This is a genomic window from Calothrix sp. NIES-2100 (genome assembly GCF_963875285.1).
In the GTDB taxonomy this organism is placed as follows: Bacteria; Cyanobacteriota; Cyanobacteriia; order Cyanobacteriales; family Nostocaceae; genus Aulosira.
In genome coordinates this window covers 656,799-671,302 of the sequence record NZ_CAWNLA010000001.1, presented here as the reverse complement: position 1 = coordinate 671,302, position 14,504 = coordinate 656,799, and the positions used below count along the sequence as shown (strand labels likewise).

18 protein-coding genes are annotated in these 14,504 nt (G+C 30.5%); 13 read left to right on the top strand and 5 right to left on the bottom strand.

Translation table 11 applies throughout. The features are described 5' to 3' along the window. The first annotated feature begins 638 nt into the window (after window positions 1–638). From AACU32_RS02700 to AACU32_RS02680, 5 genes are all read left to right on the top strand, one after another. Complete coding sequence (locus AACU32_RS02700) at window positions 639–920, top strand: hypothetical protein (protein ID WP_339377445.1); 282 nt, start codon at window positions 639–641, stop codon at window positions 918–920. Between the two features lies 1 nt (window position 921). Continuing rightward, window positions 922–1,509: a dCTP deaminase gene (gene dcd, locus AACU32_RS02695; RefSeq protein WP_096597616.1), complete on the top strand. Its 588-nt coding sequence runs from the start codon at window positions 922–924 to the stop codon at window positions 1,507–1,509. An 89-nt stretch (window positions 1,510–1,598) separates the two neighbouring features. Then, window positions 1,599–2,138, top strand: a complete 540-nt coding sequence (locus AACU32_RS02690) for an FAD-dependent thymidylate synthase (RefSeq protein WP_096597614.1) — start codon at window positions 1,599–1,601, stop codon at window positions 2,136–2,138. Between the two features lie 37 nt (window positions 2,139–2,175). Next, the gene (locus tag AACU32_RS02685) at window positions 2,176–2,415 is read left to right on the top strand and encodes an FAD-dependent thymidylate synthase (protein ID WP_339378668.1); all 240 of its coding nucleotides are present in this window, start codon (window positions 2,176–2,178) and stop codon (window positions 2,413–2,415) included. Between the two features lie 88 nt (window positions 2,416–2,503). After that, a complete protein-coding gene (locus AACU32_RS02680) occupies window positions 2,504–3,313 on the top strand; it encodes an FAD-dependent thymidylate synthase (protein WP_096597610.1) in 810 nt (269 codons plus the stop codon). Between the two features lie 107 nt (window positions 3,314–3,420). Here AACU32_RS02680 and AACU32_RS02675 read toward each other — a convergent pair whose 3' ends face one another. After that, a complete protein-coding gene (locus tag AACU32_RS02675; RefSeq protein ID WP_096597608.1) occupies window positions 3,421–4,050 on the bottom strand; it encodes a hypothetical protein in 630 nt (209 codons plus the stop codon). A 61-nt stretch (window positions 4,051–4,111) separates the two neighbouring features. Here AACU32_RS02675 and AACU32_RS02670 point away from each other — a divergent pair, with 61 nt between their 5' ends. From AACU32_RS02670 to AACU32_RS02655, 4 genes are read left to right on the top strand one after another with little or no spacing between them, the layout of a single operon-like run. After that, window positions 4,112–4,903: a hypothetical protein gene (locus tag AACU32_RS02670; protein WP_339377443.1), complete on the top strand. Its 792-nt coding sequence runs from the start codon at window positions 4,112–4,114 to the stop codon at window positions 4,901–4,903. A 3-nt stretch (window positions 4,904–4,906) separates the two neighbouring features. Next, window positions 4,907–5,593, top strand: coding sequence for a hypothetical protein (locus AACU32_RS02665; RefSeq protein WP_096597604.1), 687 nt, complete (start codon window positions 4,907–4,909; stop codon window positions 5,591–5,593). A 1-nt stretch (window position 5,594) separates the two neighbouring features. Then, window positions 5,595–6,104, top strand: a complete 510-nt coding sequence (locus AACU32_RS02660; RefSeq protein WP_096597602.1) for a hypothetical protein — start codon at window positions 5,595–5,597, stop codon at window positions 6,102–6,104. 5 nt (window positions 6,105–6,109) lie between these two features. Further along, window positions 6,110–6,973: a hypothetical protein gene (locus AACU32_RS02655; RefSeq protein ID WP_096597600.1), complete on the top strand. Its 864-nt coding sequence runs from the start codon at window positions 6,110–6,112 to the stop codon at window positions 6,971–6,973. Between the two features lies 1 nt (window position 6,974). Here AACU32_RS02655 and AACU32_RS02650 read toward each other — a convergent pair whose 3' ends face one another. After that, on the bottom strand, window positions 6,975–8,585 hold the full coding sequence (locus AACU32_RS02650) for a hypothetical protein (protein ID WP_096597598.1): 1,611 nt from the start codon (window positions 8,583–8,585) through the stop codon (window positions 6,975–6,977). Between the two features lie 61 nt (window positions 8,586–8,646). Here AACU32_RS02650 and AACU32_RS02645 point away from each other — a divergent pair, with 61 nt between their 5' ends. From AACU32_RS02645 to AACU32_RS02630, 4 genes are read left to right on the top strand one after another with little or no spacing between them, the layout of a single operon-like run. After that, on the top strand, window positions 8,647–9,156 hold the full coding sequence (locus AACU32_RS02645; RefSeq protein ID WP_096597596.1) for a hypothetical protein: 510 nt from the start codon (window positions 8,647–8,649) through the stop codon (window positions 9,154–9,156). A 6-nt stretch (window positions 9,157–9,162) separates the two neighbouring features. Next, the gene (locus AACU32_RS02640) at window positions 9,163–9,507 is read left to right on the top strand and encodes a hypothetical protein (RefSeq protein WP_096597594.1); all 345 of its coding nucleotides are present in this window, start codon (window positions 9,163–9,165) and stop codon (window positions 9,505–9,507) included. A gap of 49 nt (window positions 9,508–9,556) precedes the next feature. Beyond that, on the top strand, window positions 9,557–12,364 hold the full coding sequence (locus AACU32_RS02635) for a hypothetical protein (RefSeq protein ID WP_096597592.1): 2,808 nt from the start codon (window positions 9,557–9,559) through the stop codon (window positions 12,362–12,364). Window positions 12,365–12,379: 15 nt separating this feature from the next. Continuing rightward, on the top strand, window positions 12,380–12,598 hold the full coding sequence (locus tag AACU32_RS02630) for a LuxR C-terminal-related transcriptional regulator (protein ID WP_096597590.1): 219 nt from the start codon (window positions 12,380–12,382) through the stop codon (window positions 12,596–12,598). On the opposite strand, the gene AACU32_RS02625 is transcribed toward AACU32_RS02630, so the two are convergent. The 3 genes from AACU32_RS02625 to AACU32_RS02615 are packed head-to-tail and all read right to left on the bottom strand — an operon-like array spanning window position 12,595 to window position 14,390. After that, window positions 12,595–13,374, bottom strand: a complete 780-nt coding sequence (locus AACU32_RS02625; protein ID WP_096597588.1) for a hypothetical protein — start codon at window positions 13,372–13,374, stop codon at window positions 12,595–12,597. The genes AACU32_RS02630 and AACU32_RS02625 overlap by 4 nt on opposite strands. Before the next feature lie 58 nt (window positions 13,375–13,432). Beyond that, window positions 13,433–13,915 carry a hypothetical protein gene (locus tag AACU32_RS02620; RefSeq protein WP_096597586.1) on the bottom strand — a complete coding sequence of 161 codons (483 nt, stop codon included), beginning with the start codon at window positions 13,913–13,915 and terminating at the stop codon, window positions 13,433–13,435. A gap of 4 nt (window positions 13,916–13,919) precedes the next feature. Beyond that, the gene (locus AACU32_RS02615; RefSeq protein ID WP_096597584.1) at window positions 13,920–14,390 is read right to left on the bottom strand and encodes a hypothetical protein; all 471 of its coding nucleotides are present in this window, start codon (window positions 14,388–14,390) and stop codon (window positions 13,920–13,922) included. Window positions 14,391–14,504 lie beyond the last annotated feature (114 nt).

The following is a 14,504-nucleotide window of genomic DNA, read 5'->3' as shown; positions in this document are numbered from 1 at the left end:
ATATTACAGACATACTACAAAGCTCTAGAGATTTATATCCGGCTCAAAACTACAAAATCTACAAAAACTATTACAAAATCCTTGCTACATAAGGTTTTTGTAGTTTGTAATTTCTACAAAAACTATTACAAAAAACTACAAAATTTTTTGTAGTCTTATTGAGAATATTGAGCTTATTGAGAATATCTGTACTATTACAGTAGTACAAGTAAGTATAAATGCTTAAAATAGTATATGTATAAGCTAAACTTATCAATGAAAACTACAAAAAGTCTGAAAGCCTTGTAACAACTAGAATCTTTATTCAGCTTGATAAACTAATCGTGCTGCCACCCTGGTCTAGAATGCCCTATAACTTACCCGATCATCGAACAAACCCTTTTGTACTTCCAATGAATCAAGGCTTTTTGTAATCGATTCTGGAAACTACAAAAATTTTTGTAGTCCATTTTGCAACTCTGCGATAAACTACAAAATTCAAAAATTGTTTTAAAATACCCTTGACAAATTTAAACTTTTGTGCTATAGAGAATAATTTATAAAATATTCAAAATTAAAAAGTCACTTTTTAAAATAGTTTTATAATATAAGTGTTGAATTTTGGAATTGTCTGCCATCTTTTACAGATGGCTTTACTTATGGATAATCAAGAAAAACCAGATATTCTTTTGATACTTTCACAAGAACATCCAGAATTAAAAGAATATTTTTTACAGCGTAGAAATATAGGGCTACAAACATACGGTAAACGTTTAAACCCTTTTAATGGTAGAGATGCTTACAAAGATTTGTTTGAAGAATTACTAGATGCCTGTGCTTATGCATATCAGCTTTATTTAGAAAATCCTAATGATACTAAATATCATGTGATTTATGAAGCTGTTACTGAATTAACAAAATTAGTTTTAGAGAAAAAGTAATATGACAATTAAAAGTGATCGATGGATCTCTGAGCAAGGCTCTAATCTAATTAATCCGTTCTGTAACAGTTTGATTAGAAAACAGGATGATCTAAAAGTTATTAGTTATGGATTATCTAGTTATGGTTATGACATCAGATTGTCGGGCAAAGATTTTAGGATTTTTAAACACATCCCTGGTCAAGTAGTCGATCCTAAAAATTTCGATCCAAAATTTCTTGAAAAAGCCGATTTGTATTTTAACGATGATGGTTCAAAATATTTTATAATTCCGGGGAATAGTTACGCTTTAGGTGTTGCCAAAGAATTTTTAGATATTCCTGATGATGTAACTGTTATCTGTATTGGTAAATCAACTTATGCAAGAGTAGGTTTGATAGCCAATTTAACACCTGGTGAGGCAGGATGGAAAGGTCATTTAACTCTTGAAATCAGTAACAGTTCTAATAGTGATTGTATTGTTTATGCTGATGAAGGAATCGTACAATTATTATTTTTCCAAAGTGATGAAAAATGTCTAACAACTTATGAAGCCAGAAATGGTAAATACCAAAATCAATCTGAACAGATAACAATAGCCAAAGTATAATAACTTTGGTATAGGTTTTTTTAATCCTAGAATGATAAAAAGTTCTAGGATTTTTTATATAATAGATATGTTCTTAGCTACTTGATTTTATGAATAACATTGTTGAATTATTAGGCTTTTATGGTGGTGATAAAAGAGTTTGTTTATCAGCTTGGCAAAGTACTACAGAAGAATTAGGAATTGATTTACCCGATGATATTTCTGATAGGGTTGATGTGATTTTTGAATATCTATGTACCCAGAAAAAGAAAACACCTTTTGAATTATTAAATTTTTTAGCTGAAAATCATCACGAAACACCTTTTGAAAAAGCTATTTTAGATTTTCAATTAACAGGTGATATTGCATCACACATACATGTAATCAAACATAGAATAAGTAGTGTAAATGCAGAAAGTCAAAGATATAAAGAGTTTATTTATGATCGTTTTTATATTCCTGATGATTGGCAAGGAATTCAAGCTACTGGTGATGTAACTTGGTTTACTAATTTTGAAGAAGAATGTGTTTTTAGCAATAAAAACGAATATTGGCAAGACATTTTAGAAAATTATAGTCAATTAGGGTTTAATTTATATCATCAAGCTATTGAAGATTTAACACCAGTTTTAGGTAAAAAAACGTGCTAAAGAATCAGCTAGATATTTTCTCGGTTATAATACTCAAATAAACTTTGACTGGCAGATGAATTTTAGAAGCTTTGTAAATATTCAACAATTAAGAAATAGTGATCATTCTCAAAAAGAAATTCATTACATTGCCAACACCATGCTTTATTTAGTTGAGAATATCCCTGGACAACCGTTTAAATATTGTTTAAAAGCTTTTGGATTAAAGTCTGATCCTAATTGGTTGTTAAATCATCAAAAATTACTTGAAGATTTAAAATTGCTAAATAATCTATAACTTTGGTATAGGTTTTTTAATCCTAGAATTATAAAAAGTTCTAGGATTTTTTATATAATAGATATGTTCTTAGTTACTTAATGGTTTTATGTTTCAACCTAAAGTCAAAATTATTAAAGATTCGGTTAACGCTGCAACTGGTTCTAGAATTACAACTTTTGTTTTAACTTATCATCGTTTTATACATTCTGAGTTCATGACTTATAGAATGTTTTCTAGAAATGCTTCAAGTTCTAGAGCAATTCCTGTAGAGAAAATGATTCAAAAAGTTATTGATCAACAGGTTGAGCCACTTTATTGGGGTAAGAATCAACCAGGGATGCAAGCGAGTCAAGAATTATCATCAGAAGAAATAGAGCAAGCCAGATTACAATGGAATGCCGCAAAAGCAACAGTAATTTCTTATGCTCGACAAATGATTGAAAAAGGTGTACATAAACAAATAGTCAATAGAATTTTAGAACCTTTTTCAACCATTACAGTAATTTGCACATCCACAGATTATCAAAACTTTTTTAATCAACGTTGTCATCCAGATGCACAACCAGAAATACAAGCTTTAGCATATTTAATGAAAGCTGAGTATGATAAATCAAAACCTGATATCTTATACCCTGGTGAATGGCATTTACCATTTTATGATTTAGAGAATGATAAAGGTATTTTTGGTGATGATATTTTAAAAGTGTGTGTTGGTAGATGTGCAAGAGTTAGTTATTTAAATCATGATGGTAAGCGTAATTTAAGCAAAGATATTGAATTACATGATAAATTACTTGTTGCTAACCCAAAACATCTTAGTCCTTTTGAACATGTAGCGATCGCTCAAACTGGTAATAATGCTAATTTTTTGGATTTTAAAAGTTATAGATATATTTTAGAAAATTCTGGTTTATAAATAATCTATAATATTAGTGGCTCATACTAAACAGCAATGGACTATCAAAAATCCCTAAAAGAATTTTAAACTTTTAGGGATTTTTCTTTTTATATAACTTTGTAACTTTAGGAATCTTCAAACAATTCTAAAATTATTTCCCAATCAGGCTTACATTTTTGAGTAATTTCAGATCTGTTTTCAACTATAAATTTTTTAAAATTATTTCTATGAATTATAATTCTATTACCATTTTCTACAGGATTTAAAATATTCTTCCATCGTTTAATTTTTAACCAAGATTGAACTTTATCGTACGAAACATTTAGAATTTTCTCTATTTGCCTGACACTTACATATTGATCTGCAACATCCCTAGACAAACCTAATTTAACTATTTGTGCGTGAATAGCGTTTACAGTTCTAAAGCTTAAATTTTTTTCCAGACAATAACCATTTAATTTTTTAACAATTTCTGGAAATGGAAGTAAACCACAATATCTTTCTAGTATTTCTATTTCTCTGGGATGCCAATCTCTAACCATCAAAGAATTTTTACCACCTCTTACCATCAATCCTTTCTGTTTAACATATTTACTTATCAAATATTGAGATACTTCATGACCATTGGTTTTTAATAATAATTGTAATTTTTTTACGATGCCCCAAACATCCTGATAATTTTCATCAATAATTTTAGTTATTTCACTAGATTTTACATATTTTAAATCTAGTTTTGATTTGGGATTCCTTGCCATATTTTAAAAAGTCACTTTTTGAATTGTCCTACAAATCTATTATATAACTTGATTTTATAAGATGTCTGAAATAATACATAATAAAAAGTTATGTTATAATATTATAAATATCAGTTTTATTCATATTTATATAATGCTTACGACCAGGTTAGTAGTAGGCAAAATTTACCGAACTAATGGTGATGTTCTGACATCATCCAAAATTTTATTCAAACTTTTAAATAGTTCTTACATAGCTGATGGTCAAATAGTCAAATCAGAGATTATTGCAGACATAGATAATCAGGGTAATCTATACACCACAACAGATTTAGGAAGCATCATTAATGGTGTGAGACTTTGGTGTAATGAGCAAGGTGATATAGCATCTGAATACGCTTGTTTTTTACCAGGGAATGAGGTATTCAAATTTACTTTACCATCAGGTAATTCTGACATTCAGCTATCGGTTTTAAGACAAGCGGGAATAACCCAGAATGATCCTCAGTACAATACCCTGGCCACTTACGTTGATAACTTAGTAAATTCTAAAGGTACTGGGAAAATCTCGATACCTTTTAGTTATGGTGATGCTTCACCAAAGATTTTGATTAATAGTTTTCAAGGTTTAGTCGACACTGTAACTATTCAAATCAATCAAGTTTTTAATGAAATTTCTTTATTATCAATAACAGATTCATCAAATCAAACTTTATTGTCTAGTGATTATTGTGATGTGACAACTGTTGCAAGTTATGAATCTTACCCGTTTTTCAAATATGAAAACTCGGTTGATATTTTCTTGAATATTCAACTTGGAAATGGTGTAAACCAAGGAAATGGTTTTGTAGTTTTAGGAATCAAGGAGTTATAAAAAATGTCTAAATTTGCAGATTTACTCGGTACTGTTGTAAGTTATTTTAAAATCGGTACGAATGGCGTAAGACTCAAAAACAGTTCGGGAAATTTATTAATTAGAAATAGCACTGATAGCGCAGATAGTTCAGTTACAGCTAGTACTATCAATATTTCTAGTGACAATTTTGTAATTAATAGTGATGCTGCGAACACTAGCGCTGATAGAAGTATCACTATTGCTAGACCTACATCAGGTATGTCTGCGAGTTACACATTAACACTACCAACGAGTGTTGGTAGTCCTAACCAAGTGTTAACAACTGATGGAACAACTGGAAATTTATCCTGGGTAAATGCTGGTGGTTCAACAACTGACAAGGTTAGTACAGACACAACTAATTTAGCTTTTGGTAGTACCAGTCCCGTGTCAATGTTTACTTTACCAGCTAATTCTGTAATCCAAGCTGTTCGTGTGATAGTAGACACGGCTTTTAATGGTACACCTTCATTATCTATCGGTATTTCTGGTACAACTTCAAAATATGTAGCGACTAATCAAGTTGATTTAACAACAATCGCAATTTACGAAATTTATCCAGGGTTGACAGCTAACGGAAGTTCGGAAAGTTTGATAACTACTTATAGTGCTGGTAGCGCATCTGTTGGCGCTGCAAGAATTGAAGTTGATTATGTAATTCCTGCTTAGTATGAGTAAGTTTTCAGATATTGTTGGCGCGATTTCAGATTTTTCAATCGGCTTAAAACAGCTAACAGGCGATCGCGCTTTAAAATTTTTATCAAATAATTTTATTGCTTCACTAGTCTGGAACCCGACAGCTAATAGAACTATCCGATTACCTGATACATCAGGAACCCTGGTTACTGTTGGTTACGGTTCTTATAACCCGGTAATTGTTTTAACTGCTAATAAAACTTTAGTTATTACTGAGCAGAATGTTTGTTATCTTTGTGAAAATACAACCACCATTAACATTACTGTTCCTGATAATGCAACTGTAAATTTCCCTATCGGAACAGAATTTGAAATAATTCAGTATGCAACATCAACCGTAACTATTAATGCTGGCACAAACGTTTTTATTTACAAAGGTGGAAGTGCCACAACAACTGGTCATGTAATCATAGCTGAAAATTACTCTGTTTCTTTAAAATATTTAGGGTCTAATGAATGGTTAATTACTGGTGATGTAAGGTAGTTAAAATGAGAAAGAGTACCTTTACTTTAACTAGATATATCCGTTCAACATTTCCAAATCTTCCTAATAATAGATTAAAAATTGTTGAAAGATCCTGTAAATTAGCTGCTGTTGATGAAAGTTACTCAGCTTACGATGTTATCAATAGTTTAAATAATTGTAATTGGTATTGTTTCGATGCTAATTCCAGTTTTACAGACACTAGTGGAACAACACCAGCCACAACAAATAGCGCGATCGCTTGTGTTAAACCCTGGATAGGTTCGGGTAATATCACACAATCAACTAGTAGTAAAAGACCCACATTATTATCAGATGGTGCTAGTTTTAATAGTACCAATTTAACCTTTTTAATAGGTTCAACAAACCTTTCAAATACTAATTATTCTGCTTTTGTTGTTGCTAATGTAACCGCAAACAGTAAAGGTGCTATATTTGCTAACCAAAATGATGCTAATAATATAACCGCTGGATGGTTTTTAGGTGTTGGTAGCACAACACCTGATACTAATGGTAATAATTTACTTGGTGGTTCTAGCGGTACTGGTGGAGGTTTTATAACTTCAAGTTTTAATTGTACTGGTTCCAAAAAATTATTAGGAATGACACGTAACAATACCGATTCAACTATCAGATTATACGGTAATAATATAACAACTACCGTAGGTTCCAATAACACTTATCCTTCTAATAGTATTACTGGTGGTTTTCAAGTTGGTGGTTATTTTAGAAGTACTGGTTCTATTAATAGACACTGCGACTCTATTATTTACTCTGTTATTACAGGAAATTTTCAAATGCAAGGCTCAACTTTGAGAAGAATCACAAAGTTTTTAAACTTTTATCATAGTTTAGGATTAACCTTATAAATTATTTTGTGGAAAAAATAAAGTTTATACTAAATACATAAATTGCAGATTCATCAGTATAATTTAAATTTTCATAAATTATTTCACCCGTTGGTAATATAAAAAATCTTATAAGACTTAAAGTACCAGTAATATTGACGTTAGCAGCAACACCATTAAAAATTAAACGTTTTGAGGTTCTCATACCAACTGGTAATGTCGCGATAGTTGTCAATAAACTCGGTTTCGATGGTATCTGTATAGTTCCCTGAATTTCAACATCACCATTTTGTTTTTTAATTGCTCTAGCCGGATGATAATCTGCTGAATAGTTACTAGAACCATTTTGTAGTGTTAAAGTTCTCCAATTGGCATTAAGAATTAAATCGGTTTGTACAGTTGTCGGGTTATGTGTGAAACCTGAACTATCTGATATGCTAGTTCCATTAGGATTACTATTAACAATTTCCCAATGTTGACCAGCATCTAAAGATTTTAAATTATAATTTAAATTGCCACGTAACCAAACAATACAATCATTTCCACTAGATGTTGTTGTACCATCTCTAATATCACCGACAGCATTTGTATAAGTTCCTAAAGAATATTCATATTTAATTTCATCAATAATACTTACTTGATTCCCATAATTGTAAGGTTGAAATCTAAATTCCAAATTAAAAGTCCCTGCGTTTGTTATTGGAGTTTGTAAGGAACTTCTATAAATTTGACATTTTCCTGATCCTGTTAGATTACTAGGTTGAATTAATTTTATTTGAACAGGATAAAAAGTGTTAACATTACCACCGACAGTAAATGATCTGTAACCAGAGGTATCGACACCATTACTATAAACACTTCCAGAAACACCAACACCACCAGAAACTATTAAAGCACCACTAGAACTATTAACCGATGGTGTAGCATTTGTGATTGATACAGGATTTTTAAAATTATTATGTGTGTATCCTATTAAATTACCATCAATATATTGATAGGCTGTTTCATCACGTTTATGGATAAAAACAGTACCATTCCCTGGTGTATATTTTTGCCAAGCGTTATTGATAAATTTAAAAATTGAACCTGTTGTGAAATTAATAACTTGTTCTGAATATAAAACATTAGCATTTGAAATTGTTACTGGTGCTTGATAATCTTGCACCGCTATAGTCTCACAAAAATATACATCAATAGCCATAACATCTAAACCAGAATAAATTGTTAATCTTTGAACTGATATGTTAGTTGGAACAGAAACGAGTTTTATACTAGTTTTAAATAAACCTCTAACACTTGAAGCAACAATAGTTTCAACTGAAATAACATTTTCAAATTTCCAATAAACATTTTGTGTATTTATTAAACTTTTAATGATTGTTGGTTGTTTAAAAATCTCGTCTGGTAATGTGAAACTTCCTGTTAAACCTCCAACAATATCCCAAAATTTTAATAATTCTGATACTTCATTTTGATTTATGAAATCTAAAATTAATGTTAATTTTGCATTAGTTAAAGCTGATAAATAATGTAAGGATTGTTCATTACCATCAGAAAATCTTAAAACTTTTTTAAATGTTTCTGGCGCTTCATAATTAATTCCAGAGACTGTTATAACCGGAAATATTGCCATATAGACATTTATTATAAAAATAATTCAGGATATAATATTATATTATACTTCGATATTATACATGACTGAATACAATAATACTGTTATTCATGTTGGTGATTTATTCACTGTCAGAATATACAAAGAAACCGTAATATTTAGATGGCAAAATTTTGTATCAAACCAAATTATTACCTGGTCAAATAAGCAATACACATATTTACCAATAAATTTTAAAAGTCCTGCTAAATCCCTAGAAGTTTCTAGCGAATCAACAATTATCAGTGTTCCAAATTTACCAGAAATCAGACAATATGTTGAAAATTACAAAGGTTTTAGAAATTCAATAATAGAATGTGTTTCGGTTTATCCTGATAATCCCAATGCTACACCACGATCAAAAGATTTAATGGTTGTCAAAAGTTCTCGATATGTTAATGCTTCTATAGAATTTGAATTAAGTTCCAGATTATCTAGTATTCAGGGTAATATACCATCAACATTTTTCACAACTGGTAAAAACGTCAATGGTCTAAATATTGTTGGATATATCCCTGAGATTCCCGTGACCTCTAATATCAATTTGAGTTGATTAAATATGCTTGAATTACCGAATAAGTTTTATAAGTGGCAAGAATTTGATTGTTTTACCTTAGCTCAAGAAATGCGATCGCTTTTAAATTTAGAACCGTTACCAGATTTTAATTGGATTTATCGAGAGTATAATAAATTAAATTATCCTAAAGATTTGGTTAAAGTGTTTTTAGATGCTTATGCTAAACAATCAAATGTTGATAAAGCTAATTTAGTGTGTCTCGATTGGGAAGGTTACAAAGCGCTAGGCACTGTTTACCAGGGTACAATAATCTATATCATTAACAAACCTATTCAGCGACCTATCGAAAGATTAAGATTATGGATTGATAGTTTTTGGTTTTACTAAAACAAAAAGTCACTTTTTAAATTGTCTGACATATTATTGATATAATTTGATGTTAAACAAAGAAATCATAGAAATTTTAAAAGATAATCATGGTATTGAAATTACCGAAAACGATTTAGCAGCTATACACGAATTTCAATACTTTCTAGAACTTGATAGACAAACCAAATTAGCTTTAACACACTCTGGTGATGTTAACGTTCAAGATGCACCTGTAATCGGTGTTATTTTAGGTGGTGCTTTAGGTGCTTTTGCTGCTCCATTAATCGGTGTAGGTTTGCTTGCTGGCGCTTTGATAGGTGCTTCAATAGGTTGGAGATTATTGGGTGGTGGTCAAAAATCTAATAAATCTCAAGATCCTGTAGAACAAGTTAAAAAACGTGATAGTGCTGTTGCTAATTTTGGATTTAATACAGCACCTTCCATAGTACCTTTAGGTGGTGCTATACCTTTAGTTTACACAAATACTGATATCAATGTTAATGGTGGTGTTAGAACCTCTGGATTCATATTAAATTCCAGGGTAGAGACTTTATCAGGCACTCAAAAATTATATGTGCTTTATGGTCTATGTTTAGGTGAAATAAATTCTATTGAAAACACAAAAACATTACTTGATAATCAATCCCTGGACAACTTTTTTTCTGATGAATATTCACAAGAATTTAGACTTGGTACAAAAACCCAAACAGGTATAGATTCTTTTCCTTATTACAGTACTGTCAACAATTTATCAACTAACACATACTTTGGTTTTACTTACAAGCGTAAAACTACAAACACTGTTAGTTACACAGGTAATTTTATTCAAATAGATCCTGATAACTTAGGAATTTACAATACTTCTGATCGGTTGGTTATACATGATGATGTTTCAACAGTTTTACAACCTTTTAAAATCACAAATTTAAATTTATTTGAAACCAATAAACTTTCTATTAATAATACTATCGCTGTCCAAAATCAAAAAGAAATATTTGTAACGAATACTGCAACTTTCAAAACTAGTAAAAAGTGTAGTGAAATTCACATAAATTTCGTTTACAGAATATCGGCTAGAAATGAAAACAACGATAATATTTATCATTCAGTTATATTTTATTTATATTTGAATGGTGTTTTTATCAGGCAATTGATATTATCAAATAATTCTGATTCTGAGTTAAAAGGTGTTATCAAATTAAAAAATTTAAGCTATCAAAAACATAAAGTAGAAATCGAATCTAGAAGGTATTTAAATAATGGGATGGTTACACAACAATTAGGATCTTATAATGATATTGCTTTTTCAACTGGTGTAATTTTTAACGGTAAGGATGTGCTGCTAGTAACTGGTGCTTATCCACAAGATACTAATGCTTTAATTGCTAACGGGAATTTTAATTATGAAGATACAAAAAAATTTGTATCTAATGAACAATCAGCACCTTGTAAAATTACAACCGTGAATGAAATAGTTTACCCAAGTGATTTAAACCATTTATTCATGGCTAATTATCCGGGTATTGTGTTGGCTAGTTTAATTATTCAAGCTTCCGAGCGTGTGCAAAGTGATCCGAATCCTTCATTTTTTATAAGCAAGGGTAGAATTTGTAAAAATATTTTAATGGCTGGTGTTGCTGGAAACGGTAGTAACAATAGTAATTTAATCGATTTAACAAAGAATTTTATAGCCAGTTTTCCTGCTAATGCTCCTGGAAATTTACGAAACGAAACTTACATTAGAAACCTTGATAAACAAGTTGAAAGCTACGGTTTTTATGTTGGTGTTAATAATATTCAATCCCTGGTTAATTTACAATTTGAAGAAAATGATAGATATGTAATTTATGAATTAGGAAGTTCTAACTATTTTCCTGATATTTTCGTTGACTTATTAACCACAAACATTGGTGGACTAGCAGGATTTTTACCAGAGAATCTGATTCAAGACTTTTTTATAGATTATGAGTCAATTGTGAAATCTAGAAAGTATTGTGTAACTAACAATTATTTTTGGGATGGTGCAATAGATTCTACAATTAATTTTGAAGAATGGGTGACCAGGGAATCATTAACTAGTTTGTTATTCCCTTGTAGGACTGGTGGAAGATATGGATTAATCCCAGAACAACAAACAAACCCTGTAGCTATTTTTAGTGCTTCAAATATTATCGAGAATAGTTACAGTGAAGAAAACGTTCAAATCGATAATTTAAATTGCATACACGTAACTTTTAGCGACGGTACAGACGATTTAAAACCTAAAGTGATCAGCGTGATGACTGCTGATGCTTATAACGGTTTAGAACCTCTGTTCCCTGAATCTTTAAAATTTACTAGCATCACTAATCAATCGCAAGCTGAAAAAGTCGGCAAAGTTTATCTAAAATCTCGGCTAAATCAAACCAAAGTTATAAATTTTTCTACAGGTTTACAAGGTTTCGGTGTCCGCGAAGGTGATTTAATCATCATCCAATATTTAACAACAGAACTAGTAAACGAATTTTCAGGATTTGTTGTTTCGCTTGAAAAGAACCAGGGAACATTCCATGATTATTTTTTGAGTGTTCCTTTACCTTCGAGTTTACCGATTAACTACCCTGGTGTGAACACTTATAAATTATCTAGTGGTAACATAGAACGCTCTAAAACTTGTGAAATTGTTGTTAGTAATAATAAACGTTGTCTGAGAATTTATGGTTTATCAAATATTCTAGAATCCGGTGATTATGTAATAGTTACTGAGGATGTAGAAAGTAGAAAAACTTTTAGGGTTAACAAAATAGAACCACAAGATGATGGTTCAGTAAATATTCAAGCTCTCCGATGGATTCCTGATATTTTAGATGGTTCTGATTTATTTGTAATCGATTAAAAAGGTTTAAAAAATATGCCAGTAATCAAACTTGATTCAAGAAGATTTCAAATTTTTTATAGACTTTACCAGGGTAAAACTGATAGACAGATTGGTCAAGAATTAAAATTACCTGGATACACTATTACTTATAACAAAGCACAGTTATTTAAAATTTTAAATGTGAAAAAACGCGCTGAACTACCAAATTTAGCGCGTAATTTCAAAATTGTTTTAGATTGTCCGATAGGTTAACAAGCAACTGATTCATCTACAACAAAATCAGGGTTTTCATATTTTCTGATTTTGTTAAAGAATTTTAACATAATTTCTTCTGTTGTTCCTGGTTTTTCAAATTCATCGGTCATAGGAACATCATTAAAATAATATGTCCAGATGTTTCTAGCAAAACACCAAGCTAAAACACCGATTCTAATTTCTTGATCAGCTACAAGGTAGCAGACATCAACCTTGTGAATATTATCTCTGTGTTGATAATTTCCAAAATAATTTGTGACTCTTAAAATCAAATTATATTTTTTGGCTAATTCTTCAGTTTTATCCAGGGTTTGACGTTTAGCTTCATAACGTTTAGCAACTTTTTCATGTGCTAATCTTTTAGATTCGGCAGCTTTTCTTTCTTCAAAACGTCTTTTAGCTTCATGTTTGACTTCTAGCCGTTCTAGTTCTTTCTGTATTTTTTGCTCCATTGCGTCTGTAATTTCCATAATATCCTTTTTGTTGTTTAGTTTTTTATTAGGGAACATCTTTTTAATAACACTGTTAGTTACTATTGGGTAATTAGCAGTGTTATACACGCTTTCTAATGTTATATCAGGAATTTCAAAATTAGTCAATAGAACTAGATCATTCCTAGGTATGGACTTTTCCAAATACAGATACATTCCAACGAATTTCTTTAACCGTGACTTAAATTCCCTGGTTAATTTAAATTCTTTTAACTGTTCATCGTTATTTGGTAAAAATCTGGAAACTAGGATCTCTCTATCGGTTAAGGTAACTGTTGACATGGTTTTTAAAAATTTCTGATATTTGTATTATATATTTTCTGGTTTAAAAAGTCACTTTTTAAATTTTTACCATTTTTCCAACAAAACCTAAGTCTTGAAAATTATCTTTAAACCTGGTAATAACACTAGATTTATTTGATAAACACATAAACGCGTTGTAATTACGGGGACTTTTACCAGGTTCCATAGTTTTCCCATCTATCCAGGGTATTCTATTTCTTACAATTACAGTAGGATATGTCAGCAATTCAGGAACTTGAAATAACACAGACTCGCTAAAAGCGGCAAAAATAATTGAAACGTGTTTATGTTCTTGAATAGTAGCGATCGCTTTGATAGCCCAAAGTTTAGCAGGTGTCGGTGGATTGGTATACACAAAATTATGTTTCCAAGATATTTCTAAACCGTTAACACCTTTGATAGGGCAAGGATCGAAAATGTCTTTAGTGTCAAAAGTTGAGTAAACTTTATTCCAGATATACCCTGGTGTGTAGTACTCTTGTGATGGTTTGTGATTTCCAAGTAATGAATGATTATTCATAATTTTAAGCTGCTTTAGCAAAAGATTTATTGTTTTTGATTAGTTCAGAAAACGAGTTAAACCCAAAATGTTTGGCAACTGGTAATAGATGTCTACAAACTTTTTTACCAGGGAAAGGCAATCCATATTGTTTTTGATTTTGGAAATCTGTGCAACTACATGTGTAATCGGTTTGATAAATTTCAACTAAATGTGTATCATGGCTAGATTCAAATTTTACAAATGCTCGAATTGAATCTAAATCATTAACATCAGCCATGTTTAAAACTTCATAACTTTCTGTTAAATGCGCGTTAATACGAAAACTATAAAAATCTTGTTGATAGGTTTTAAAGCTTATAAATGTACAGCAGTTACCTCTATTTATTTTATAGCGTGCCAAAACTTTACCTTTAACTACACGTATTTCGGCAACATCTTTAGCTTTAATATTTAGAATTCTGGCTGTTGCAGCTTTAGTTATGTAGTTAATCATGTTAATTATGGTTAATTAAGGTTATTTAGAGTTAATTAGGTAGTTGATCACGGTCTGAACCGTTCCATATATCTATAATATGTCGGACAAAATATAATGTCAAGGGTTTTAAAA

Bases quoted from the DNA above. Each gene is read 5' to 3' on its own strand.
- AACU32_RS02700 (WP_339377445.1), top strand. From the start codon at position 639: ATGGATAATCAAGAAAAACCAGATATTCTTTTGATACTTTCACAAGAA.
- dcd (WP_096597616.1), top strand. From the start codon at position 922: ATGACAATTAAAAGTGATCGATGGATCTCTGAGCAAGGCTCTAATCTA.
- AACU32_RS02690 (WP_096597614.1), top strand. From the start codon at position 1,599: ATGAATAACATTGTTGAATTATTAGGCTTTTATGGTGGTGATAAAAGA.
- AACU32_RS02680 (WP_096597610.1), top strand. From the start codon at position 2,504: ATGTTTCAACCTAAAGTCAAAATTATTAAAGATTCGGTTAACGCTGCA.
- AACU32_RS02675 (WP_096597608.1), bottom strand. From the start codon at position 4,050: ATGGCAAGGAATCCCAAATCAAAACTAGATTTAAAATATGTAAAATCT.
- AACU32_RS02670 (WP_339377443.1), top strand. From the start codon at position 4,112: ATGTCTGAAATAATACATAATAAAAAGTTATGTTATAATATTATAAAT.
- AACU32_RS02665 (WP_096597604.1), top strand. From the start codon at position 4,907: ATGTCTAAATTTGCAGATTTACTCGGTACTGTTGTAAGTTATTTTAAA.
- AACU32_RS02660 (WP_096597602.1), top strand. From the start codon at position 5,595: ATGAGTAAGTTTTCAGATATTGTTGGCGCGATTTCAGATTTTTCAATC.
- AACU32_RS02655 (WP_096597600.1), top strand. From the start codon at position 6,110: ATGAGAAAGAGTACCTTTACTTTAACTAGATATATCCGTTCAACATTT.
- AACU32_RS02650 (WP_096597598.1), bottom strand. From the start codon at position 8,585: ATGGCAATATTTCCGGTTATAACAGTCTCTGGAATTAATTATGAAGCG.
- AACU32_RS02645 (WP_096597596.1), top strand. From the start codon at position 8,647: ATGACTGAATACAATAATACTGTTATTCATGTTGGTGATTTATTCACT.
- AACU32_RS02640 (WP_096597594.1), top strand. From the start codon at position 9,163: ATGCTTGAATTACCGAATAAGTTTTATAAGTGGCAAGAATTTGATTGT.
- AACU32_RS02635 (WP_096597592.1), top strand. From the start codon at position 9,557: ATGTTAAACAAAGAAATCATAGAAATTTTAAAAGATAATCATGGTATT.
- AACU32_RS02630 (WP_096597590.1), top strand. From the start codon at position 12,380: ATGCCAGTAATCAAACTTGATTCAAGAAGATTTCAAATTTTTTATAGA.
- AACU32_RS02625 (WP_096597588.1), bottom strand. From the start codon at position 13,374: ATGTCAACAGTTACCTTAACCGATAGAGAGATCCTAGTTTCCAGATTT.
- AACU32_RS02620 (WP_096597586.1), bottom strand. From the start codon at position 13,915: ATGAATAATCATTCATTACTTGGAAATCACAAACCATCACAAGAGTAC.
- AACU32_RS02615 (WP_096597584.1), bottom strand. From the start codon at position 14,390: ATGATTAACTACATAACTAAAGCTGCAACAGCCAGAATTCTAAATATT.